Origin of the sequence: Acidovorax sp. NCPPB 3576, from assembly GCF_028473605.1 — a bacterium.
In the GTDB taxonomy this organism is placed as follows: Bacteria; Pseudomonadota; Gammaproteobacteria; order Burkholderiales; family Burkholderiaceae_C; genus Paracidovorax.
Window position 1 is genome coordinate 1,268,647 of record NZ_CP097267.1, and the last position, 21,503, is coordinate 1,290,149.

The window sequence follows — 21,503 nt, forward strand, 5'->3', positions numbered from 1 at the left end:
AGGCGTCGCGCGACGAAACCGGCCATTTTAAGAGCCAAGTCAAACCAGCGGCCTTAGCGTAGCCAAGTGCGCAACAGCCTGACGCCGAACTTCAAGCACGAGACCGGCAGCGCCAGTGCCAGCGCGCCCCGGTGCCTGCGTTGGCCGACGGCGCCGAGCGCAGCCAGCTCACCGCGCTGCATGCGCCACAGCTGTGCGCTCAGGCCGGAGCTGCCGAAGGCAGGCTTGTACATGAACGACAGCTGCTGGGAGTGGTGTGCACAGCGCCAGCCGGCCGCGATCAGCTGCAGCCAGAGTGCGTAGTCTTCGCTGAGTTGGCCATTGTCGGGAAAACGCACGCGCGCATCGCGCCGCACCAGCACGGAGGACGTGTGAAACGGATTCGACAGCATGGCAGGGAGCAGGCCGACAACGCGGGTATTCAGCGGTTGGGACGCACTGTCCAGCACGAAGTCCGGCATTTTCTGTGCGAGCACCCCGGAGTAGCCCCCGATCAGGTCCAGGCCTTGGTGGCGCATGGCCTCCAACTGGCGCCCGAGTTTGTCGGGCGACCAGATGTCGTCCGCGTCCAGAAAGGCGACCACCTCGCCGGCAGCCAGGTCCAGGCCGCGGTTGCGCGCGGCTGCGGCGCCTGCGTTGCACGGCTGCTTCACCACACGCAGCAAGAAGGCGCCTGCGGCGTCATAGCGCTCCGCCACGGACACGGAGCCATCGCGCGAGCCGTCATCCACGCAGATCACCTCGAATGGCGGCAAGGTCTGGTTGCGGATCGAGTCCAGAGCGCGCTGCAAGGTCGCTTCGGCGTTGTAGACGGGGATGACGACGGAAACGCGCGGCAGGCTCATGGTTCCATGGCGAAGTCAGCGTCGAGTCGATGCCACAGGGGCAATGAAGGGTCGGTCGCGGTGAGTGCGGGGCCGCGGAACCATGGCGTGGGCGCGAACACGGTGTGAGCGTGGCCCACATAGCCAGCCAGCGCACTGAACGAACTGTTGGCACAAGCCAGCACGTCGGCGTTGATCAAGGCCTGCAACGCCTGGTCGGCCGTTTCCTTGCCGCCGAGGTGGGTGTCGAGGAACAGGCAGCGGTCCGGGGCCACCAACGGCGAAAGCATGGCCCGCGCATGGGCATAGTCGTCGGAAATGACGAGCCACTGCAGTTCAGGCCAGTTGCGCTCCAGTGCCTGCAGCACGCCGCGGTAGTAGCCTTCGCCGAGCGGTCCGATTTGTTCGCGGTTGTAACGCGAGGCAGCGTAATCGCCCCCTCGCACGTGCAGGGCTGCATAGCGTGACAGGCCCGGGGGGGCGGCGCGAAACGCCGGGCGTAGCAGTTCGCGTGCCTGTCGCAGCGCGCGTTCGCTGTGGTGGCGCGGATGCTGGTAGTAGCCGTAGTGATAGCGTGCACGCCAATCGCCGTGGGCAGGGGTTGCATCGTTGTGCAGTTGGCCCAGCAGCCGGGCTGCACGCACGAGCACCGGCTCGGCACGCCACAGCCCTTCAGTGCGGCGAGTCGGCAATCGCAGGTCAGTGAACACCTTGGCCAATTCCAGCGCGCCGATGGCCTGGTTGCCTGGTACTTTGCGCAGGAAGCTGGTGTCGAGTGCAACATCGGCTCCCGACTCGGCCAGCGTCAGCGCGTGCAGCCATTCGAAGAACTGATTGCCGAGTCCGCCGCGCAGAAAAACGCGTGTGGTCGTCATATGGGCTCGCCGGTGTGGGGGGGCATGCGCTCGAAGGTGAAGATGCCGAGGGCGTAGTCCTGCTGCTCGATTCGGTCCAGTTCGGCTTCCCACTGCGGATAGTCGATCACGCGCCGTTCGGCACCGACCGCCGCGAACTGGCGCAGCGAAAGGCCTTCCGCTTCGGCCATTCGGACGATGCTGCGCGGCGAGAAAACGCGGTGGGCATTGAACAGCACGCGTTCGATGCCGATGGGCACCGAAAGATATAACCGGCCACCCGGCCGCACGATGTGGGCCATGTTTCGCAGGCCTGTGGCGCTGCCTGCGGGATCGAGCACATCGCCGTAGCGGCCAAGTCCAAAATGCTCTAGGGCATGCAGGCAGGACAGCGAGTCGCAGTAGCTCGCCAGTTCCGGTGCTGGGTTCATCAGATCGGCCTGCTTGAAGCGGATGCTCGGCAGCTCCGTGGTGATGGCGCGGATATCGAAGACTTCGATGTCACGAAAGCTGGCGACATGCGCCACGAAGCCATCGACACGGGACCCGATGTCGACATGGCGCTCCGGCCCATGCCGGTAGATCTGCTGCGCCACGTGCAGATCCTGCAGGAAATACTCGCTTTTGGTCGTACCGCCCTCTTCGTACCAGTCATGGAGGCAGGGCATGAGCTCGAGCCGTCCTTGGTACTGGCGTCGGAAGCGCCAAAGGTCGCGCAGGTAGCGCGGCGTGCCGCGCAGCGAGCGCAACAGTCGCCGCGGGTCGATGCCGAACTGCTCCGAGAGGAGCCAGTAGAACTTCTTCAGCTTAGCGTTCATGGTCGGTCTTGAGGAGCCCGGGCAGGCTGGCGATAAAGCCGATGAAATTGATGATGAGCCAACCCGATGTCGCGCCAACCATGCCGAAACGCGACACCATGGGAGGAATGACCAGCAGACACAGCACCCCGGCCAGCAGGTTGACTTGCAGGATGCGCTGGATTCTTCCACGCACGAGCCAATGGGCGTAGCCCACGTTGTAGAACGCGTTGATGATGGCACCGAACAACAGCCAGCCGAGCAGCGGGTAGACCACGGAAACGGCATGTATGTCCTTCAGCCACCACCCTAATAGTCGTTCGCCTCCGGCGGCATAGACGGCGATGCCGATGGCTGCAGCCAATGCAATCAGTCCGAAGAGCCGTCCGTACAGATGGCGCAGGGCGGTTGGGTCGTCCTTGAGGCGAAGTGCGCGGGGCAGGACTGCCTGCATCAGCGGGTACACCAACTGCAGCACGCCCGCCGCTGCGGAAGAGGCGATCACGTAGTAGCCAAAGTCCGCGATCGGTATCAGGTTGCTGAGCAGCACCTTGTCCAGCTGCATCGTGAGTGCGCCTAGGCCCGAAGCTGCCGCAAGACCGGCGATCGCCGGCCAGGCTTGGCGGACCACATCGCTTTGCCATCGTGCGTCGCCGCGATGCGTTCCGGTTGCAGACCAGGCAACGCGGGCACGCAAAGTGGTTTCGAACAGGCCGGCCGCAACGTGCCAGGCCAGGTAGGTGGTCAGCGATGGCCAGGTTGTCACGGCGAGCACGGCGCCTCCGTGGCGGAGCAGTGTGGCGACGAACAGGATCTTGTTCAGTGCCACCTGATGCTCCATCCCGACAAGGAGGCTGCGGTAAAGCGATCCCGGGAACATCGTTGCGAAGATGGCAGCCGCTCCGATCACCGCGATATGGGCGCTGGCCTGATCGGCTTCATCCAGATGGAGCCAGTGGCTTGCGATGGGCGCTGCGAGCAGAACCAGCCCGAGGCCGATCAGCAGTGCAAGCGCCCAGTAAATGCGCTCGAAGCCGTACAACAGTGCGGCTGTGCGCGGCTTGGCCGCACCTTCGCCAGCGGCACGCAACGAGATCTCGCGTACCAAGGCTTGGCTCATGCCTGCGTCGAGCAGGTTGAGTACGGCCTGCAGCGTTGTGACCAAGCCCACGAAGCCGAACTGCAGGGGGCCGAGGGCAGCGAGATACCAGGGCAGGGCGAAGATGGGCGCGAGCGCGACCGCTCCCGAACCGACGTAGTTCGCCAGAATGTTGCGCTTAAGGGACATGAAGGAGCGTAGCGCCTATGATTGGGTCGTCTTCCTGACCTCTATACATGCAAAAAGTCGCGCTTATCACCGGCATCACAGGCCAGGATGGGGCCTATTTGGCCGAGTTCCTGCTGGGCAAGGGTTACATCGTGCACGGCATAAAACGCCGGGCATCGTTGTTCAATACCGACCGCATCGACCATCTCTATCAAGATCCCCACATTACTGACCGCCATTTGATCCTGCATTATGGTGATCTGGCCGATAGCACGAACCTGATTCGCATCATCCAGCAATCCCAGCCCGATGAAATCTACAACCTCGCGGCCATGAGCCACGTGGCTGTCAGCTTCGAGACGCCCGAATACACAGCCAATGTCGACGGCATTGGCACGCTGCGCATACTGGAAGCGATCCGCATTCTTGGCATGGAGCGCAAGACCCGCTTCTACCAGGCCAGCACTTCCGAACTCTACGGACTGGTGCAGGAAGTACCGCAGAAGGAAAGCACGCCGTTCTATCCCCGCAGCCCCTATGCGGTGGCCAAGCTTTATGCCTACTGGATCACGGTCAACTACCGGGAGGCTTACGGCATGTATGCCTGCAACGGCATCCTGTTCAACCACGAGAGTCCCCTGCGCGGCGAAACCTTCGTGACGCGCAAGATCACGCGCGCCATGGCCCGCATTCACCTGGGCCTGCAGGATTGCCTGTACCTTGGAAATCTCGATGCGCTGCGCGATTGGGGCCATGCGAAAGACTACGTGGAAATGCAGTGGCTCATGATGCAGCAGGATGAGGCCGAAGACTTCGTCATCGCGACGGGCGCGCAGCATAGCGTGCGGGACTTCGTTTTGGCGGCGGCGCATGAACTCGGCATTCAGATCGAATGGTCTGGCCATGGCGTGGACGAGGTCGGTCGGAATGCCCAGGGCCGTGCCATTGTCAAGGTGGATCCGCGATACTTCCGACCGACGGAGGTCGAGTCGTTGCTCGGCGATCCCACCAAGGCGCGCGAGAAGCTCGGCTGGACGCCCCGCATTGGATTTGGCGAACTCGTTGCCGAAATGGTGCGCGAGGATCTGAAAAGCGCCCAGCGCGACGAACTGGTCAAGAAGTACGGTTTTTCTGCCTACGACTACAACGAATGACGGCAACGTTGAGGAGGGTGGAAATGGACAGGAGCGCCAAGATTTACGTAGCAGGCCACCGTGGCATGGTGGGCTCGGCCCTGGTGCGCAAGCTGGTCGAGCGTGGTTACGAAAACCTGCTGACGCGCACCCATGCCGAACTGGACCTGCTGGATCAGTCCGCGGTGCATGCCTTCATGGCGAAAGAAAAGCCTGACTACCTGTTCCTTGCAGCGGCTAAGGTGGGTGGCATACAGGCCAACAACGTGTCGCGGGCAGACTTCATCTACCAGAACCTCATGATCCAGGCCAACGTGATCCATGCCGCGCATGCCGCCGATGTGCAGCGGATGCTGTTCCTGGGATCTAGTTGCATTTACCCGCGCGACTGCCCGCAGCCTATCAAGGAAGAGTACTTGCTGACGGGGCCGCTCGAGCCCACCAACGAACCCTACGCCATTGCCAAGATCGCGGGCATCAAGCTCTGCGAGAGTTTCAACCGTCAATATGGCCGGCATTACGTGAGCGCGATGCCGACGAACCTCTACGGTCCTAACGACAACTACGACCTCAACACCTCACATGTGCTGCCTGCATTACTACGCAAGGCGCATGAGGCGAAACGGCGCGGCGACCCTGTACTGAAGCTATGGGGCTCGGGGCGACCGCGCCGTGAGTTCATGCATGTCGACGACATGGCGGACGCCTGTGTGTTCCTGATGGAGCAACTCGACATCACGGACAGCTTGTTCAATGTGGGCACGGGAACTGATGTGACGATTGAAGAGCTGGCCCGCCGGATCATGTGCGTGATCGGTTTTGAGGGCACGCTGGCTTTCGACCCGAGCAAGCCCGATGGCACGCCGCGTAAACTGCTGGACGTGGGCATGTTGCGGCGCCGTGGCTGGAGTGCGAGCATTCCGCTGGAGGCCGGTATTGCCCAGACCTATCGGTCTTTCCTCGAAACTCCCGAAGCGCGGGGATGAAAGGGACAGGCCGGCAGCCTTGTCCGCGCCCTGGCCCTGTCAGCGCCGAACGAACCTAGCGCGAACCGAATCCGCCTGCCACGATGCGCAGCGTCTTGTACGCAATCAGCAAGTCCAGCGCCACGGAGTAGTGCGCCACGTAGTAGAGGTCGTAGCTCAGCTTGATGGCGGTTTGTTCCTCGCTGTCGGCGTAGCCTTGCTGGACCTGCGCCCAGCCCGTCAGCCCCGGGCGCACGAGGTGGCGGTAGGGATATGCGGGAATTCGGTCGGCGAACACGCGCACGAACTCCGTTTGCTCCGGCCTCGGGCCGATCAGGCTCATGTCGCCTTTCAGCACGTTCCATAGCTGAGGCAGTTCGTCCAGGCGCGTGCGGCGGATGAACCGGCCCACGGGGGTCACCCGGTCGTCGTTGGGTTGGGCAAAGCGCGCCGTGCGTTCGTCGCCGGCATGGCGCATGCTGCGCAGCTTCCAGATCCGGAACTCACGGCCGTTTCGGCCGACGCGAATCTGGGAAAAAAGCATGGGTCCCGGCGAATCGAGTTTCACCGCCAAGCCGGCCACCATGCACAGTGCAAGCCATACCGGCAGTCCTGCCAGCGTGAGAAGCAAGTCGGTCAATCGCTTGAAGGTGTCATAGGCCGGATTGCCGTCCAGCGTCCACAGGTCCTGGGTCTGTTGGTTGGGCAGTATTTTCCGGCCGCTCAGCAGTTCGGCCACGGCTTCCACGCTGTAGAGCCGCACATGCTGCAGGCGCAAATCGGTGATCCAGCGCTCGCGCACGGCATTCGAGGGGGCATGCCGGTCCAGCACCACGCCCGCCCACTGGGACGCGGCATCGGCTTCCTGATGGGGTGTCCAGGGCAACAGCGCGATATGCCGCTGGCTGGCCTGGGCGGCGTCGCCCAGCAGTTCGTTGAGGCGCAGGGGCACAGTCTCGTCGAGATAAGCCAGGGACAGTACCTGTTGCCCCCGGTCGCGCCAATGGCCGAACAGGAACCACGCTGACGAAAGCAGGTAAACGAGGAGAACGGCCCCACGGGAGTAGGGCTGCTGCAGCAAGGCGAAACCCAGCGGCGCGGCGAGATAGGGCGCCGCGGTCGCGACGAAGAGAAAGCGGCGTCCTTCGAACTGCGGCAGATAGGCGCCGTTGTAGAGCCAGTGGGCCGCCATCGCATACGGGATGGCGCACCACAGAACCGTCTGAGGAAACTGGTAGGTGACCCAGCCGTGTTGCTCCAGGGCCAGTCCTGCCAGATAGCTCACCAAAAGGATCAAGGTGCCGCCCAGCGCCCAGCGCAGCACGGCACCCTGGCGGTGCGCCGTGGAAGAGCCGAGTTCGCGGCGCGGGATGCTGTTCATGGAATCGTCAGGGGTGTGAGATGGCTGCGGCGTAGACGGACTTCACGGCCGTTGCCATGCGTTGTGCCGTGTAGTGCTGTTCGTAGCGTTGCCGTGCGGCAGCGCCCAGGCGGGCACGCAGCGTTGGCGACTCTATCAGTTGCCGCAGCGCTGCATCCAACGCCACCGCATCGGGTGGCACCAGCCGCGCATGCGCTCCATCCGGCAGCAGTTCGCGGATGCCCGGCAAATCACTGGCCACGATGGCCATTCCTGCGCGCATGGCTTCGATCAGGGAAATGGGCAGGCCTTCGTGATCGGACATCAGCACGAAGATGGTGTGGTGCGCCAGCTGGGCCTCAATGTCGCCCACATCGCCTGAGAAGCGGGCGGACTTCAGGCCCAACCGATGGGCCAACGCCCGGTGGGCGGAAAGGTCGGGGCCACCTCCGAAAAAGGTGGCGGGCACTTCATGGCCCAACGCGTCGCGCATTCGGGCGAGGGCGTGCAGCAGCAAATCCGGGCGTTTGGGCGCCGCCATCCGGGCGATCATTGCGATGCTCGGTGGCGCCTTCGTGGCAGACATCCCGCCTTTGCCTGGGATGTTCACCTCTTCGACCCCGTTGTGAATGACGGACACCCGCGGCGAAGGCAGCGGCAATCGGAGCGCGAGCCGACGCTCATGCTCCGAGACGCAAATCATGCGCCGGGTCAGCGGTGCCAGCAGCCACTCCATGGCAAAGGCCACTGCACGGCGGCGCCAGGGGCTTCCGGCTTTGAAAGCGAAGCCATGTACGGTATAGACCACGGGCGTGCCGGTGAGCCCGCCGGCCAACCGGGCCACCACGCCGGCCATCGCACTGTGGGCATGGAGCAGATCCGGAGATTGTTCTCGCACGATGCCTTGCAGTGCGTGAACGGCGCACACCACTTGCACCGGGTTCAATGCATTGCTCAGTGCGGGAATGCGATGCACCGAAAGGCGCGATGCCTTCAGTTCGCGCGCCAGTGGCGGATGCGGGTCGGCACCGCCGATGGCCACCTGAACATCGACGCCCTGGCGGGCGAGTTCCCGGCAAAGGGTGAGTACATGGCTTTGCGCTCCCCCGACTTCGCCCTTGGTGATGATCTGCAGCACCTTCACGGCGTCTGCGTGCAAGGCTGGGCCACTGCAGCGGCTGTGTTCACGGCGCGATGCCCGTGCGCTCCAGCACGTCTCCCACGAGTTCCAGGCGCAGCAAGGGGCTGTCGAGTTGCATGAGCTGCTGCTTCAAATCCAGCGGCACGGGAAGCAGTTCGCACCACCGATTGGCGACCCAGCCGCAGTCGTCCAACTGCTCGGGAGTGGGCTCGGTAAGGCCCGCGGCATCGTCCATGCCGCGGTTGCGCAGGCGCGCCAGCACCTGGTCCAGCGCGGCCGCCGTGTTGCGCAGGTCTTCAGGGACGGGCATGGGAATATCCGGTGGCATCTGCTCGATGTCGGCCACCCACAGTCCGTGCGGCAGCAGGTGGCGGCGCACGATGCGAAAACGGGCCGACCCTTCGGCGCGCAGAACGATAAGTCCAGGGTGCGAGGTATCGATTTCGGCGATGTTCGCCAGCGTCCCCGCGTCATGGAACTGCTCGGGCGCCGCGCCCGCCTGGCGCACTTCCTGGCCGCTGGTGAGTGCGACGACGCCGAAAGGTGCGCCCGCCTGCTGGCATTTGCGCACCATGTCGAGATAGCGCACCTCGAAGACGCGAAGGGAGAGCGTCCCGCCCGGGAATAGCACGGTGCCCAGCGGAAAGAGCGGCAGGGACGTGAGCGTGAGCGGTGGCAATGACGGCTCGGAGGGTGGGGGCACGAAGGTCATGGGCAGGCGGGGTGGCCCCGCTATCATCCCACGGCGGAACCGTCCGCACCATCGCGCCACCGGTTCTCCACATCACGAGGTTTCATGCTTTACCAGATCGCTTCTTTTCTGCTGGACGTGGTGGGTGGCCTGCTTGCCGGGGCTTGCCTGCTGCGGCTTTACATGCAACTGCAGCGCGTGCCGTTCGGCAACCCCATCGGGCAGTTGGTGTTTGCGCTGAGCAACTGGCTGGTGCTGCCCCTGCGCAGGGTCGTGCCCGCCACGGGGCGGTGGGACTGGGCCAGCCTGGTCGGGGCGATGTTGATCCAGCTGGTGCAATACCTGTTGCTGTGGCTGCTGCTGGGCGCGGGGCCGGGCCTGGTGCTGCTGCTCTGGCTGGCAGTTTTCGGCCTGGTGCGCGCGGCGATCTACGGGCTGATCGGGCTTTTGATCGTCTATGCCGTGCTGTCTTGGGTGCAGACGCGCTCACCCCTGGCTGACGTGATTGCCCGCTTGTGCGAGCCTTTGCTGCGCCCCGTGCGGCGCGTGATGCCGCTCATCGGCGGGGTGGATCTGTCGCCCCTCGTCGTGCTGGTGCTGCTGCAGGTGTGCTTGATCGTGCTGGGCAATCTGCAGGGTTGGGTGCTGCGGTGATCGGTCGGAAGCGGTATCGGACATCACCATAAAAAATAGCTGCCACCGCTTATTCATTAAGCGGTGGCAGCTATTGTTTTTGTAGCAATCGATTGGCGCAGGCGATCAGGCCACCGAATCCGCTGGAAGGCGCTGCAGCATCGCCAGGCTCTTGGCCACCGTTCCACGCAGTTCGCGGCGGTCGCAGATGAAGTCCACGGCGCCCTTGGTCTGCAGGAATTCGGCACGCTGGAAGCCTTCTGGCAGCGTCACGCGCACGGTCGATTCGATCACCCGCGGTCCGGCAAAGCCGATCAGTGCCTTGGGCTCGGCGATCACGATGTCGCCCATGAAAGCAAAGCCGGCCGAGACGCCGCCCATGGTCGGGTCGGTCAGCACGCTGATGTAGGGCAGACCCTTCTTGGCCAGCCGGGTGAGGGCGGCATTGGTCTTGGCCATCTGCATCAGCGAAAGCAGACCTTCCTGCATGCGTGCGCCGCCCGTGGCGGTGAAGCACAGGAAGGGCACCTTCTGCTCGATGGCGGTTTCCACGCCGCGCACGAAGCGCTCGCCCACCACGCTGCCCATGCTGCCGCCCATGAAGTCGAACTCGAAGCAGGCCACCACGATGTTGATGCTCCGCACCGAGCCGCCCATCACGATGAGCGCATCGGTCTCCCCGGTGTTCTCCAGGGCTTCCTTCAAGCGGTCGGGGTATTTGCGGCTGTCCTTGAACTTCAGCGCATCCACCGGCAGCACTTCCTGCCCGATCTCGTAGCGGCCTTCGGCGTCCAAAAACGCATTCAGGCGGGGACGGGCATTGATGCGGTGGTGGTGGCTGCAGTGCGGACAGACGTTCTGGTTTTGCTCCAGATCGGTCTTGTAGAGCACCGTCTCGCAGCTCGGGCACTTGATCCAGAGGCCTTCGGGCACCTGATGGCGCTCGGTCGGGTCGGTCTGCTGGATTTTGGAGGGCAGGAGTTTTTCGAGCCAGGACATATCGGTTTCCTCTTCGCTTCGCTTCAAGTCTCAGCCGACGCGCCCCGGACCGGGCGCGCGGGCTGCAATTATGCGTCCAGCGCCTTGCGCACTCCACGCAGGAAGTCGATGGTGACAGGCACCACCTTTTCGTGCGGCTGGTCTTCCAGGAGCTGGATGATGCGGCTGCCGATGACCACGGCATCGGCCACGCGGCCGATCGCCTGGGCAGTGGCCGCATCGCGGATGCCAAAGCCCACCCCGACCGGAATGTGCACATGGCGGCGGATGACCGGCAGCATGGCCTCGACGGCGGTCGTATCGAGCGCGCCCGATCCGGTCACGCCCTTGAGCGACACGTAGTACACGTAGCCGCTGGCCACGCGCGCGACCTGTTGCATGCGCTCCTCGGTGCTGGTGGGCGCCAGCAGAAAGATCAGGTCCATGCCCCGCTCGCGCAGGCTGGCGGCGAACGCTTCGCTTTCCTCGGGCGGGTAGTCGACGATGAGCACGCCGTCCACGCCCGCCTCGGCGGCATCGCGAACGAAGGCGCCTGCGCCATGCACCTGGTCGTAGCGTTCCACCGGGTTGGCATAGCCCATCAGCACCACGGGCGTCTTGTCGTTGCGCTGGCGGAAATCACGCACATGGCCCAGGACCTGCACCATGCCCACGCCCAGCGAAAGTGCTTTTTCTCCGGCCTTTTGGATCACCGGGCCGTCGGCCATCGGGTCGGAGAAGGGCACCCCCAGTTCGATCACATCGGCCCCGGCCTCGACCATGCCGTGCATGAGCGCCGGCGTGATGTCGGCGAACGGAAAGCCGGCGGTCACATAAGGAATGAGCGCCTTGCGCCCCTTGGCCTGCAGGTCTGCGAACGTGTTCGCTATGCGGTTGCGCGGCAAGCTCATGCGGCAGGCCCTCCCTTGACCCCGAGGCCCCGCATGGATGGCCGGTCGTACACATCGGCGCCCGACAGGTCGGCGACCGTGCCGATGTCCTTGTCGCCGCGCCCTGACAGGTTCACCAGAATGGACTGGTCGGCCGGCATGGTCTTGGCCAGTTTCATGGCGTAGGCCACGGCATGGCTGGATTCGAGCGCCGGAATGATGCCTTCGGTGCGGCACAGGTAATGGAAGGCGGCCAGCGCCTCCGCATCGGTGATGCCGACGTACTCGGCACGGCCGATTTCCTGCAGCCACGCATGCTCGGGCCCGACGCCTGGATAGTCCAGGCCCGCGCTGATGCTGTGCGTTTCGGTGATCTGGCCGTTCTCGTCCTGCAGGATGAACGTGCGATTGCCGTGCAGCACGCCCGAACTGCCGCGCTGCAGCGAGGCGGAGTGCTTGCCGCTGTCCAGCCCCTCGCCGGCGGCCTCCACGCCGATCAGGCGCGTTTTCTCATACGGAATGTAGGGGTGGAAGATGCCCATGGCATTGCTGCCGCCGCCCACGCAGGCGACCACCGCATCGGGCTGCTGGGTGCTGGCCTTCTGCTCGGCCAGCATGGCCGGCATCTGCTCCAGGCACTCGGTGCCGATCACGCTCTGGAAGTCGCGCACCATCATCGGGTAGGGGTGCGGGCCCGCCACGGTGCCGATGATGTAGAAAGTGTCGTCCACATGGGCCACCCAGTCGCGCATGGCCTCGTTGAGCGCGTCCTTGAGCGTCCTGCTGCCGGAATCGACGGGCACGACCGTCGCGCCCAGCAGCTTCATGCGATACACGTTGGGGCTCTGGCGCTTGACGTCCTCCGAGCCCATGTACACCACGCATTCGAGGCCATAGCGCGCGCAGATGGTGGCCGTGGCGACGCCGTGCTGGCCTGCGCCTGTCTCGGCGATGATGCGCGGCTTGCCCATGCGCCGGGCGAGCATCGCTTGGCCGATCACGTTGTTGATCTTGTGGGCGCCGGTGTGGTTGAGGTCTTCGCGCTTGAGGTAGATCTGCGCGCCGCCCATCTCGCGGCTCATGCGCGCCGCGTGATAGACGGGGGAAGGGCGCCCCACGAAGTGCTTCAGTTCCGAATGGAATTCGGCCAGGAACTCCGGATCGTGCTGGTAGCGGGCATAGGCTTCGCGCAGCTCGGTGAGGGCATGGGTGAGCGTTTCGCTGGCGAAACTGCCGCCGTAGGGGCCGAAATGGCCGGCGGCGTCGGGTTGTTGGTAGGAGAGCATCAATCTATCTTTGCAAATTGCGCATCGGCCGCCTGCACGGCGGCGATGAAGCGTTGGATCTTGCCGGCGTCTTTGATACCCCGCAGCGGCCTGCCGTCGGGGCCATCGGCTTCCACGCCGGAACTGACGTCAACCGCGAGCGACAGGCCGCGCGGCCGCACCTGCAAGATGCCATCGGTCACGTTTGCAGGCGTGAGTCCACCAGACAAAACGAGGTGAGAGCCGACGCTTGGAGGTAGAAGTGACCAATTGAATGCCTTGCCGCCACCGCCATAACCTTCGACATGGGCGTCGAGCAGGATGGCCTGGGCGCGGGAGTGGATTGCCGCGAATTGTACGAGGTCGAACCGCGCCGCACCGTCGCCAAGGGGAATGCGTGCCGCCCGCAGGAACGGCCGCGCGCCATCCGCAGTTGCTGCCCAGCAGTCTTGGGGCGATTCATCTCCATGGAACTGCACCGTTGCCGACGGAATCATTGCACATGCTGCTATCACTTCTGTAGCGGGTGCATTCACGAACAGCAGCACGGGTGTGACGAACGGGGGCAGCCTGCGGGCCAGGACGGCGGCGCGCTTCGGCGTGATGCCGCGCGGGCTGGCGGCGTACAGCACGAAGCCGACCGCATCGGCCCCGGCCGCCACGGCTGCATCCACGTCTTCTTCGCGCGTCAAACCGCAAATCTTGACGCGGGTGCGGTGGAGCCGGATAGGAATCTGGGAGGGGCTGGCGGGCTGGGAACGGCTCATGGAAGCCAATCATACGCAGCGGTGCGCAGGGGCAGGCCCCACGCGGCGTCGTAGAGCGGCCCTTGAAAGTAAAGCCCATCGGGCGAAAAAGTGGGGGCAGCCGCGTCGCGCGAGCGGGCCAGCAACACCTCGTGCATCCAGCCGGCAGGCTGGTTGCCCTGGCCGATCGCGACCAGGCAGCCCATGATGTTGCGGATCATGTGGTGCAGGAACGCATTGCCCTCGAACTCGAATCGCCAGTAGCAGGGCTGCCAGTCGTGCGGCGGCGCGTTGGCCGGTGGGCCGGCGTCGCCTTCGGCAGCGCCCCGCCGCGTGATCGTGATGTGCTGCAATGTCTTGATGGGCGATTTGGCTTGGCATGCCGATGCCCGGAACGAGGTGAAGTCGTGCTCGCCGAGCAGATGGGCGGCTGCCTCGCGCATGGCGTTGCCGTCCAGCGGGTGGAAGACCCAGCCCACGCGCCCGCTGTCCACGCTGGGGCGCACGGGCGATTGCAGCAGCACATAGGCGTAGCGCCGGGACGTGGCGCAAAACCGCGCATGGAATGCATCCGGCACCGGGTGCGCCCATTGCACGGCAATGTCGGAGGGCAGGAAGGTGTTGGTGCCGCGCACCCATGAAGACGGCGTGCGGTCGAGCGGCGTATCGAAATGGACCACTTGCATGAGCCCGTGCACGCCCGCATCGGTGCGGCCGGCGCAGACCGTGGACACGGGTTGCGTGGCAAAGCGGCCAAGGGCCGCTTCCAGGTGGTCTTGAATGGTCCGTCCGGAGGACTGGCTTTGCCAGCCGTTGTACCCATGCCCGTTGTAACTGACACCGAGCGCCATCCTCATGGATGGCGTCCCGGCACGGCAGGGAGCGTCGCGGCGCTGGTGCCGTGCATCAGCCCAGTTCGGACAGCAGGCGTTGTGCCCGTGTCTTGAGCGCGCCGGACGATTCGGCGATGACTTCTTCGATCAGGGTGCGTGCGCCTTCGCTGTCGCCGATGGCGTTGAATTCTTCCGCCAGGGCGAGCTTGGTTGCCAGTGGATCGTCGGGCAGGGCCGGCGTCGCTTGCGGCAGGTCCTGCGCGGCAGGGCCGGCGGATGGGCTTGGATTGCCGGGCGTGTCCAGGTCCAGCGACAGGGCACCCAGGTCGAATTCGAGCGGTGCCGGTCCCGAAGGAGCGGCTTCCGTCGCCGACAACGGGGCCGGTGCGGAATCCATCAGGCGCAGGTCGGTCGGGAATTCCAGGTCGGCGCTGGCCGGGGTGGGCGACAGCGGGGCGGCAGCCGTGGTCACCGGCTTGTCCCATGACGGATCGGGCAAGTCCAGGGCGCTCATGTCGAATGCGGGTGGCTCCGAGACGGCAGGCGTTGCCGGCGTGGGGGCTGGCGTCGGAGCGGGTGCCCAGGCCGGTGCGGCGGCCATGGCTCCGGCGGATGCCGCAGCGGCGGCAAATGCACCCGGTGCGGCAGGGGGAGCCGGTGGCGCCTCCGTCAGGGCGTCGTCCGCCAGATCGAGATCGAGGTCCAGATCGGGTGGCAGGGCCGCGCTGGTGGCGCCGGCCATCTGCGGGCGGCCGTCCGTGAAGGTGCTGGCAAAGCCATTGCCAGCATTGGGGCCGTCGTCGTCCAGAACGACGCCTGGGCGGCCGCCGGGTTGGTACAGCGGGTTTTCGGGGTCGAGCTCGCGGCCCAGCTCGGCCACGCGGCCCCAATCGGGGCCTTGGCCATCCGTCAGCCGGAAGACATCCTGGGCCACGGCTTCCAGTGCCTTGCGGTCTTGGCGCTTGGCATAGATTTCGCCCAGCTTCACGTGTACCGAGGTGCGGTCCGGGTTGTGGCGCACGGCTTCCTTGAGGATCTCCTCGGCCTGCAGGTCGCGGCCATAGGCCAGATACACATCGGCTTCGGCCACGGGATCGACATCGCCGCCCGCATCGAGCTGGCTGGGCGAATAGGCCATCGAAGACCCGGTGCTCAATTGGCTGCTGGCCGTGTCCACGCGCTGGCCACCGCTGGCGCCGAAGAACGAATCCGGTTGCAGCTTGCTTTCCATGAACGAGCTGTCCACGCCATGCTGGTTGCGGCGGTTCTGCACCGTGCGATAGACGCCATAACCCAGCAGCAATGCCAGCAAGGCGCCGCCTGCCAGGGGCAGCATCGGGTCGTCGAACAGGTTGGAGAGGAAACCTGGCTCTTCTTGGGCGGGCGCTGGGGCCGGCACTGCCACGGGAGCTGGTGCCGGTGCGGACGCAGGGGCTGCGGCCACGGGTGCGGCCGCTTCGGCGCTGGCAACGTTCGACGCCGGGGCTGCCGGTGCACTGGCCGGAGCCACTGCAGCAGGGGCGGAAGGGGCACTGGCCACGCTGGCAGGCACCTGCGGGGCAGGCGCTGCCGCGGGCGGAACCACCGCGCCCGTGGCAACGGCGGCACCCGTGGCGGCGCTGGCAGCGGCGGCAGGCGCGCCAGAGCCGGCAGACACCGGTGCGGAAGCGGTTCCGAGTTTGTTCAGATCGGAGATGTTCTTCGACAGTTCGGCCATGCGGGCCGAAGCGGCGCTGGCCTGCTTGTCCTTCGCCACCTGTTCTTCGGCGGCCTTCTGTCCTTGCACGGCACCTTTTGACAGTGTGAGCTTGTCGGGGGCCGCTGTGGCGGGCTTGCGGTCTTCGACCTGGGTCTGGACCTTGCCGCTGGCAGAGCGCTCTGCCGCGGCCACTTCGGCGGACGGAGCGGCGCCGGCCAAGCGGCGGCGGAAGTCGTTGAAGTCGCGGCTTTGCGCGGCGATGATCTGGCGGGCCTCGCCGGGCGGTGTGGCCCGTGCCTGGGTTTCATCGGGCAATTGCAGCACCGCGCCCGATTTCAGCCGGTTCACATTGCCGCGAATGAAGGCATCGGGGTTGGACCGCATCATCGCGACGAGCATCTGGTCAAGCGACACGCCAGCCGGGCGGTTGGCCGCGGCCAGGCGGCCAGCGGTGTCGCCTGCCTGAACGGTGACCGAGCCTGCAGCGCCGGCAGGGGCGGGTGCCGCGGCAGGGCGTGGCGCGGGCGTTGCGGCCGGACGCGGCGTGGCTGCGGTGGTGGATGCCTGGGACGGTGCGGATTCAGCAGCCCGCGGTGTGCGGGGTGCAGGCACCGCCGCGGGGGCCTGCGGCGCAGTGATCTGGGGCGATGCGGTCACGGTGGCCGGCGCCCGGCGCAGGGCCGGCGGGTCGAACAGCATGGTGTAGCTGCGCACGATCTGGCCGGAGTTCCAGGTGGCATCCAGCACCAGATCGACGAAGGGGTCGTTGATGGGGCGATCGCTGGTGAGCTGCAGCACCATCGAGCCATCGCTGCGGCGCTGCAGCTGCACGCGCAGGCTGTTCAGCGCAGGGGAGACTTCCATCCCCTGGGAGCGGAACACCTGGGGCGACGCGGGGGCCGCTCGCAGCGAATCCGCTTCGGCGGCAGTGATCTGGGGCAGCTCGATCTCGGCGCGCAGAGGCTCGCCAAGGGCGGACTGCACGGTGAGGCGGCCCAGGGCGAGAGCATTCGCATCGGTGGCATACAGGCCGGCCGACATGACGGCCGCGGCGGCCAGGATTGAGAGTTTCCAACGATGCATGTGGGCCATCAACAAAAGAGGATTGTGCGGTCTGACAGGGCGCCAGATCAGGCAGTTTTGGTTCCGCGCCTAAGCGTGAAAATGTGTAAAAAGCACAATAGCATCAATGTTTTGCACTGACAAGCCGAGCCAAGGCGCAACCTTTGGGCGCCTTCCAGAAGGGCAATGTGCACTGCAGCAATGTTGTCAAAGGACAACGAGCAGTAACAAAACGTTGGTGTTTCGAGGCGCTGGCACCGGTTGGGTGTCAGCGCCCGCCGCGTCATGCGGCCAGCAAGATGCGCAGCATGCGGCGCAGCGGCTCGGCGGCGCCCCACAGCAGTTGGTCGCCGATGGTGAACGCGCCGATGTATTCCGGTCCCATCGCCATCTGGCGGATGCGGCCCACGGGGATGGTCATGGTGCCGGTGACGGCCACGGGCGTCAGATCCTTCAAGGTGGCTTCGCGCGTGTTGGGCACGACCTTCACCCACTCGTTGTCGGCGGCGATCATGGCCTCGATGTCGGCCACCGGCACGTGCTTCTTCAGCTTGAAGGTCAGGGCCTGGCTGTGGCAGCGCATGGCGCCCACCCGCACGCAGAAGCCGTCCACCGGCACCGCGGGCGTGCCGAAGCCTTCGCCCTGGCCCATGATCTTGTTCGTCTCGGCCATGCCCTTCCACTCTTCCTTGGACATGCCGTTGCCCAGGTCCTTGTCGATCCAGGGGATCAGGCTGCCGCCCAGGGGCACGCCGAAGTTGGCGGTTTCCGCGTCCGACAGGCTTCGCTGCTTGGCGATGACCTTGCGGTCGATTTCCAGGATGGCGCTCTTGGGATCGTCCAGCAGCGAGCGCACTTCCGCGTTCAGCGTGCCGTACTGCGTGAGCAACTCGCGCATGTGCTGGGCGCCGCCACCGCTGGCCGCCTGATAGGTCTGCGTGCTCATCCACTCGACCAGGCCCGCCTTGTACAGCGCGCCCACGCCCATCAGCATGCAGCTCACGGTGCAGTTGCCGCCGATCCAGTTCTTGCCGCCGTTGGCGAGCGCATCCTGAATGACGGGCAAGTTGACCGGGTCCAGCACGATGACCGCGTCTTCCTTCATGCGCAGGGTGGAAGCGGCGTCGATCCAGTGGCCGTTCCAGCCCGCATCGCGCAGCTTGGGAAACACTTCGGTCGTGTAGTCGCCGCCCTGGGCGGTCAGAATGATGTCGCAGCGCTTGAGGGCGTTGATGTCGAAGGCGTCCTGGAGCGTGGTCTCGTTCTTTGCCTGTGCCGGCGCTTTGCCGCCAGCGTTCGAAGTGGAGAAGAACACGGGCTCGATGAGACCGAAATCGCCTTCGGCCTGCATGCGGTCCATCAATACGGAGCCGACCATGCCCCGCCAGCCGACCAAACCTACCAACTTGCTCATTTCAACGCCCCTATTCAGTTTAAGAAACAGTACCCGACCGGGACTTTTCGCCTGGCTCGTCTGGCCAGGAAGGGCGCACGACGAACCAGGCTGGGTCAGCCCTTAATGGTCGTGGTTTTGGTGGTGGTTGCGCGCTCGGCCCCACCGGCCAGGGCGGCGGGTGCGGTGTTCAGGGCGAACGGGCGGGCGGCAAACATAGGCGGCGATTGTAGCGGAAGGCCCTTTGCCAACGATGCTGTTTTTTGAGGGCGCGGCGGGGAGGCGCAGTCCCTGGCCGCCACCCATCGCTTTTCCCTGGAGGGCAAAGGGCCGGGGCACTACCTGTTCCTCGCGCTCGCGATCGGCATCCCGCTCATCCTCACCATCTCCGCGCCGTTGGGGGGCTGGCCTTCTGGGTGCGCCGCCGGTCCTTCGTTGGCGCGGCATCGACGACGCCGCAGGCCGCGCCCGACGCGCTCTGATACCAGCGATCACCCACCCTTGTTTGCAGGAAAACGGCGCGCGAGCCGGCGTGCAGCGGTCAGCCCAGGGCCCTCACCACCGCGTCGCCCATCTGCGCCGTGCCCACCTTCGTGGTGCCTTCGCTCCAGATGTCCGGCGTGCGCAGGCCTTCGGCCAGCACCTTCTGCACGGCCACTTCGATGCGCTGTGCGGCCGCTTCCTGGTTCAGGCTGAAGCGCAGCATCATCGCGGCGCTGAGGATGGTGGCCAACGGATTGGCCACGCCCTTGCCGGCGATGTCGGGCGCGCTGCCATGGCTGGGCTCGTACAGGCCCTGGTTCTTGCTGTTGAGGCTGGCCGAGGGCAGCATGCCGATGGAGCCGGTGAGCATGGATGCCTCGTCCGACAGGATGTCGCCGAACATGTTGCCGGTGACCACCACGTCGAAAGCCTTGGGCGCCTTCACCAGCTGCATGGCCGCGTTGTCCACGTACATGTGCTGCAGTTCCACGTCGGGGTACTGCTGGCCCACTTCGGTGACCACGTCCTTCCAGAACTGGAAGGTTTCCAGCACGTTGGCCTTGTCCACGCTGGTGACCTTCTTGCTGCGCTTGCGGGCCGCCTGGAACGCCACGTGAGCGATGCGTTCGATCTCCGGCTTGGAGTAGCGCATGGTGTCGAAGGCTTCCTCGGCGCCGGGAAAATGGCCGTCCACGGCCGTGCGCCGGCCGCGCGGCTGGCCGAAATAGATGTCGCCCGTCAGCTCGCGGATGATGAGGATGTCGAGGCCCGAGATCAGCTCGGGCTTGAGGCTCGATGCGCCCACCAGCTGCTCGTAGCAGATGGCCGGGCGGAAGTTGGCGAACAGCCCCAGGTGCTTGCGCAGGCCCAGGATGGCCTGCTCGGGGCGCAGGGGGCGGTCGAGCTTGTCGTACTTCCAGTCGCCCACGGCGCCGAACAGCACGGCGTCGGCATCCTGCGCCAGCTTCAGCGTGGCTTCGGGCAGCGGGTGGCCATGGGCCTCGTACGCGGCGCCGCCGACCAGGGCGGACTCCATCTCGAACGGAAGGCCCAGCACATCCAGCACCTTGACGGCCTCTGCCACGATTTCCGTGCCGATGCCGTCACCCGGCAAAACTGCAATTTTCATGTCTTTGCTTCTCTTTTGATAGCGATATGCCCTAGTGCTTATTGCGCTGAGGGCCGATTGGATGCTTGATGTTGAGCGGCTGCCTGGCAGGTCAGCCCGCCATGGTGTGGGCCAGCCAGGGCTTGGTGGTCAGGCGCTGGGCCTCGAACGCCTTGATCTTGTCGGACTGCCGCAGGGTCAGGCCGATGTCGTCGAACCCGTTGAGCAGGCAATATTTGCGGAAGGCGTTCACCTCGAACGGAATCTCTTCGCCCACGGCCTCGTCGCGGTTCTGGCGCACGATCACCTGGCGCTCCAGATCGATGGTGAGCTGGTAGCCGGGAAAGGCGTGCACCTCGTCGAACAGCCGTGCCACGGTGGCCTCGGGCAGCACGATGGGCAGCAGGCCGTTCTTGAAGCAGTTGTTGAAGAAGATGTCCGCGAAGCTGGGCGCGATCACGGCGCGAAAGCCGTATTGGTCCAGCGCCCAGGGCGCATGCTCGCGGCTCGATCCGCAGCCGAAATTCTTGCGCGCCAGCAGGATGGACGCGCCGGCGTAGCGGGGCTGGTTGAGCACGAAGTCGGGGTTGGGCTTGCGGCTTTCGGGGTCCTGGCCCGGCTCGCCGTGGTCCAGGTAGCGCCACTCGTCGAACAGGTTCACACCGAAGCCGGTCTTCTTGATCGACTTGAGGAACTGCTTCGGAATGATGGCGTCGGTATCGACGTTCTCGCGGTCCATGGGGGCCACGAGGCCTTGGTGGAGAGTGAATTTCTGCATGGTGTATTTCCGGGAAAGGGCTCGGAGACAGCGGTGCGTTACTGCCCGTTGCTCCAGGTGCCGCCCTTGATGGCGGCGGTCGATGTTTCGCAGGCCTTGCGCTTTTCCTGCAAGGCTTCCGGCGGCAGGTGGTAGTAGTAGGCGTCCAGCGGCTGGCCCATCAGCCCCTTGCACGCGCCGCTGGCGGGCCGGGGACACTGGGCGAGGAAGGTCACCTTGCCCGCCTTGCCGCCCAACTGGGCCGAGGTCTGTGCCAGCCCGTTGCAGCTGGCCTTGAGTTGCTCGGCGGGAATGGCGGTAGTGAACTCCATGCAATCCTTGACCGCCAGCGCCTTTCCACCGACGGGGACGTTGCCTTCGATCACGCAGGCGCGATCGGCCGCAAAGACCGCGGCGGAACTGCCCATGAGGCAAACGGCAATGAGAGGCCATGCGGATTTCATGCGGTTTCCTTTCTGGGAGTCCGTGAAGCTGCGCGGCCGGTCATTTGGCGGCCCGTTCGATGGCATTGCCGGCGCGTTGCACGTCCTGGCCCATGCCCTTGACGGTGTTGCAGCCAGCCAGCAGGCAGGCCAGCGCCAGGGTAAGAAGGGTGGCGGTCTT

At 65.3% G+C, this 21,503-nt stretch carries 21 protein-coding genes; 3 read left to right on the forward strand and 18 right to left on the reverse strand.

What is annotated here, in order from left to right:
* Nucleotides 1-53 precede the first annotated feature (53 nt).
* From M5C98_RS05905 to M5C98_RS05920, 4 genes are read right to left on the reverse strand one after another with little or no spacing between them, the layout of a single operon-like run.
* The gene (locus M5C98_RS05905) at nucleotides 54-845 is read right to left on the reverse strand and encodes a glycosyltransferase family 2 protein (protein ID WP_272551569.1); all 792 of its coding nucleotides are present in this window, start codon (nucleotides 843-845) and stop codon (nucleotides 54-56) included.
* On the reverse strand, nucleotides 842-1,699 hold the full coding sequence (locus M5C98_RS05910; protein WP_272551570.1) for a hypothetical protein: 858 nt from the start codon (nucleotides 1,697-1,699) through the stop codon (nucleotides 842-844). The genes M5C98_RS05905 and M5C98_RS05910 overlap by 4 nt, the downstream gene beginning before the upstream one ends.
* Complete coding sequence (locus M5C98_RS05915; protein WP_272551571.1) at nucleotides 1,696-2,496, reverse strand: DUF268 domain-containing protein; 801 nt, start codon at nucleotides 2,494-2,496, stop codon at nucleotides 1,696-1,698. The genes M5C98_RS05910 and M5C98_RS05915 overlap by 4 nt, the downstream gene beginning before the upstream one ends.
* Complete coding sequence (locus M5C98_RS05920; protein WP_272551572.1) at nucleotides 2,486-3,763, reverse strand: lipopolysaccharide biosynthesis protein; 1,278 nt, start codon at nucleotides 3,761-3,763, stop codon at nucleotides 2,486-2,488. Before M5C98_RS05920 ends, M5C98_RS05915 begins: the two co-directional genes overlap by 11 nt.
* 47 nt (nucleotides 3,764-3,810) lie before the next feature.
* Between M5C98_RS05920 and gmd the strand changes: the two genes are divergently transcribed.
* On the forward strand, nucleotides 3,811-4,896 hold the full coding sequence (gene gmd / locus M5C98_RS05925) for a GDP-mannose 4,6-dehydratase (RefSeq protein WP_272551573.1): 1,086 nt from the start codon (nucleotides 3,811-3,813) through the stop codon (nucleotides 4,894-4,896).
* Between the two features lie 23 nt (nucleotides 4,897-4,919).
* Nucleotides 4,920-5,861: a GDP-L-fucose synthase family protein gene (locus tag M5C98_RS05930; protein ID WP_272551574.1), complete on the forward strand. Its 942-nt coding sequence runs from the start codon at nucleotides 4,920-4,922 to the stop codon at nucleotides 5,859-5,861.
* A 55-nt stretch (nucleotides 5,862-5,916) separates the two neighbouring features.
* Here the strand turns inward: M5C98_RS05930 and M5C98_RS05935 are convergent, their stop codons facing one another.
* The 3 genes from M5C98_RS05935 to M5C98_RS05945 are packed head-to-tail and all read right to left on the reverse strand — an operon-like array spanning nucleotide 5,917 to nucleotide 9,053.
* Nucleotides 5,917-7,221, reverse strand: coding sequence for a sugar transferase (locus tag M5C98_RS05935; protein ID WP_272551575.1), 1,305 nt, complete (start codon nucleotides 7,219-7,221; stop codon nucleotides 5,917-5,919).
* A gap of 7 nt (nucleotides 7,222-7,228) precedes the next feature.
* The gene (locus M5C98_RS05940) at nucleotides 7,229-8,359 is read right to left on the reverse strand and encodes a glycosyltransferase (protein WP_272551576.1); all 1,131 of its coding nucleotides are present in this window, start codon (nucleotides 8,357-8,359) and stop codon (nucleotides 7,229-7,231) included.
* Between the two features lie 25 nt (nucleotides 8,360-8,384).
* Nucleotides 8,385-9,053, reverse strand: a complete 669-nt coding sequence (locus M5C98_RS05945; protein ID WP_272551577.1) for an LON peptidase substrate-binding domain-containing protein — start codon at nucleotides 9,051-9,053, stop codon at nucleotides 8,385-8,387.
* Between the two features lie 84 nt (nucleotides 9,054-9,137).
* Here M5C98_RS05945 and M5C98_RS05950 point away from each other — a divergent pair, with 84 nt between their 5' ends.
* Nucleotides 9,138-9,686, forward strand: a complete 549-nt coding sequence (locus M5C98_RS05950) for a YggT family protein (RefSeq protein WP_272551578.1) — start codon at nucleotides 9,138-9,140, stop codon at nucleotides 9,684-9,686.
* Between the two features lie 105 nt (nucleotides 9,687-9,791).
* Here M5C98_RS05950 and accD read toward each other — a convergent pair whose 3' ends face one another.
* The 11 genes from accD to M5C98_RS06005 form a co-directional block, all read right to left on the reverse strand.
* Nucleotides 9,792-10,664: an acetyl-CoA carboxylase, carboxyltransferase subunit beta gene (gene accD, locus M5C98_RS05955; RefSeq protein ID WP_272551579.1), complete on the reverse strand. Its 873-nt coding sequence runs from the start codon at nucleotides 10,662-10,664 to the stop codon at nucleotides 9,792-9,794.
* 68 nt (nucleotides 10,665-10,732) lie between these two features.
* Nucleotides 10,733-11,554 (reverse strand): tryptophan synthase subunit alpha, encoded by an 822-nt coding sequence (gene trpA, locus M5C98_RS05960; protein ID WP_272551580.1) that lies wholly within the window; start codon nucleotides 11,552-11,554, stop codon nucleotides 10,733-10,735.
* Nucleotides 11,551-12,819, reverse strand: a complete 1,269-nt coding sequence (trpB, locus tag M5C98_RS05965) for a tryptophan synthase subunit beta (protein WP_272551581.1) — start codon at nucleotides 12,817-12,819, stop codon at nucleotides 11,551-11,553. Before trpB ends, trpA begins: the two co-directional genes overlap by 4 nt.
* On the reverse strand, nucleotides 12,819-13,565 hold the full coding sequence (locus tag M5C98_RS05970) for a phosphoribosylanthranilate isomerase (RefSeq protein WP_272551582.1): 747 nt from the start codon (nucleotides 13,563-13,565) through the stop codon (nucleotides 12,819-12,821). The genes trpB and M5C98_RS05970 overlap by 1 nt, the downstream gene beginning before the upstream one ends.
* Nucleotides 13,562-14,401 (reverse strand): tRNA pseudouridine(38-40) synthase TruA, encoded by an 840-nt coding sequence (truA, locus tag M5C98_RS05975; protein WP_272551584.1) that lies wholly within the window; start codon nucleotides 14,399-14,401, stop codon nucleotides 13,562-13,564. Before truA ends, M5C98_RS05970 begins: the two co-directional genes overlap by 4 nt.
* Before the next feature lie 49 nt (nucleotides 14,402-14,450).
* Nucleotides 14,451-17,159 (reverse strand): FimV/HubP family polar landmark protein, encoded by a 2,709-nt coding sequence (locus M5C98_RS05980; RefSeq protein ID WP_272551585.1) that lies wholly within the window; start codon nucleotides 17,157-17,159, stop codon nucleotides 14,451-14,453.
* A 262-nt stretch (nucleotides 17,160-17,421) separates the two neighbouring features.
* Nucleotides 17,422-18,552 (reverse strand): aspartate-semialdehyde dehydrogenase, encoded by a 1,131-nt coding sequence (gene asd / locus M5C98_RS05985; protein WP_272551586.1) that lies wholly within the window; start codon nucleotides 18,550-18,552, stop codon nucleotides 17,422-17,424.
* Nucleotides 18,553-19,072: 520 nt separating this feature from the next.
* Nucleotides 19,073-20,143: a 3-isopropylmalate dehydrogenase gene (leuB, locus tag M5C98_RS05990; protein WP_272551587.1), complete on the reverse strand. Its 1,071-nt coding sequence runs from the start codon at nucleotides 20,141-20,143 to the stop codon at nucleotides 19,073-19,075.
* Between the two features lie 91 nt (nucleotides 20,144-20,234).
* Nucleotides 20,235-20,900 (reverse strand): 3-isopropylmalate dehydratase small subunit, encoded by a 666-nt coding sequence (gene leuD / locus M5C98_RS05995; protein ID WP_272551588.1) that lies wholly within the window; start codon nucleotides 20,898-20,900, stop codon nucleotides 20,235-20,237.
* A 38-nt stretch (nucleotides 20,901-20,938) separates the two neighbouring features.
* The gene (locus M5C98_RS06000) at nucleotides 20,939-21,343 is read right to left on the reverse strand and encodes a hypothetical protein (RefSeq protein ID WP_272551589.1); all 405 of its coding nucleotides are present in this window, start codon (nucleotides 21,341-21,343) and stop codon (nucleotides 20,939-20,941) included.
* 40 nt (nucleotides 21,344-21,383) lie between these two features.
* Nucleotides 21,384-21,482, reverse strand: coding sequence for an entericidin A/B family lipoprotein (locus M5C98_RS06005; protein ID WP_442867273.1), 99 nt, complete (start codon nucleotides 21,480-21,482; stop codon nucleotides 21,384-21,386).
* Between the last annotated feature and the right edge of the window lie 21 nt (nucleotides 21,483-21,503).

Coding starts and splice junctions, on each gene's coding strand:
- M5C98_RS05910 (WP_272551570.1), bottom strand. CDS start 1,699: ATGACGACCACACGCGTTTTTCTGCGCGGCGGACTCGGCAATCAGTTC.
- gmd (WP_272551573.1), top strand. CDS start 3,811: ATGCAAAAAGTCGCGCTTATCACCGGCATCACAGGCCAGGATGGGGCC.
- trpB (WP_272551581.1), bottom strand. CDS start 12,819: ATGCTCTCCTACCAACAACCCGACGCCGCCGGCCATTTCGGCCCCTAC.
- truA (WP_272551584.1), bottom strand. CDS start 14,401: ATGAGGATGGCGCTCGGTGTCAGTTACAACGGGCATGGGTACAACGGC.
- M5C98_RS05970 (WP_272551582.1), bottom strand. CDS start 13,565: ATGAGCCGTTCCCAGCCCGCCAGCCCCTCCCAGATTCCTATCCGGCTC.
- leuD (WP_272551588.1), bottom strand. CDS start 20,900: ATGCAGAAATTCACTCTCCACCAAGGCCTCGTGGCCCCCATGGACCGC.
- M5C98_RS05980 (WP_272551585.1), bottom strand. CDS start 17,159: ATGCATCGTTGGAAACTCTCAATCCTGGCCGCCGCGGCCGTCATGTCG.
- M5C98_RS05930 (WP_272551574.1), top strand. CDS start 4,920: ATGGACAGGAGCGCCAAGATTTACGTAGCAGGCCACCGTGGCATGGTG.
- leuB (WP_272551587.1), bottom strand. CDS start 20,143: ATGAAAATTGCAGTTTTGCCGGGTGACGGCATCGGCACGGAAATCGTG.
- asd (WP_272551586.1), bottom strand. CDS start 18,552: ATGAGCAAGTTGGTAGGTTTGGTCGGCTGGCGGGGCATGGTCGGCTCC.
- M5C98_RS05945 (WP_272551577.1), bottom strand. CDS start 9,053: ATGACCTTCGTGCCCCCACCCTCCGAGCCGTCATTGCCACCGCTCACG.
- M5C98_RS05920 (WP_272551572.1), bottom strand. CDS start 3,763: ATGTCCCTTAAGCGCAACATTCTGGCGAACTACGTCGGTTCGGGAGCG.
- M5C98_RS05950 (WP_272551578.1), top strand. CDS start 9,138: ATGCTTTACCAGATCGCTTCTTTTCTGCTGGACGTGGTGGGTGGCCTG.
- M5C98_RS05935 (WP_272551575.1), bottom strand. CDS start 7,221: ATGAACAGCATCCCGCGCCGCGAACTCGGCTCTTCCACGGCGCACCGC.
- trpA (WP_272551580.1), bottom strand. CDS start 11,554: ATGAGCTTGCCGCGCAACCGCATAGCGAACACGTTCGCAGACCTGCAG.
- M5C98_RS05905 (WP_272551569.1), bottom strand. CDS start 845: ATGAGCCTGCCGCGCGTTTCCGTCGTCATCCCCGTCTACAACGCCGAA.
- M5C98_RS06000 (WP_272551589.1), bottom strand. CDS start 21,343: ATGAAATCCGCATGGCCTCTCATTGCCGTTTGCCTCATGGGCAGTTCC.
- M5C98_RS05915 (WP_272551571.1), bottom strand. CDS start 2,496: ATGAACGCTAAGCTGAAGAAGTTCTACTGGCTCCTCTCGGAGCAGTTC.
- accD (WP_272551579.1), bottom strand. CDS start 10,664: ATGTCCTGGCTCGAAAAACTCCTGCCCTCCAAAATCCAGCAGACCGAC.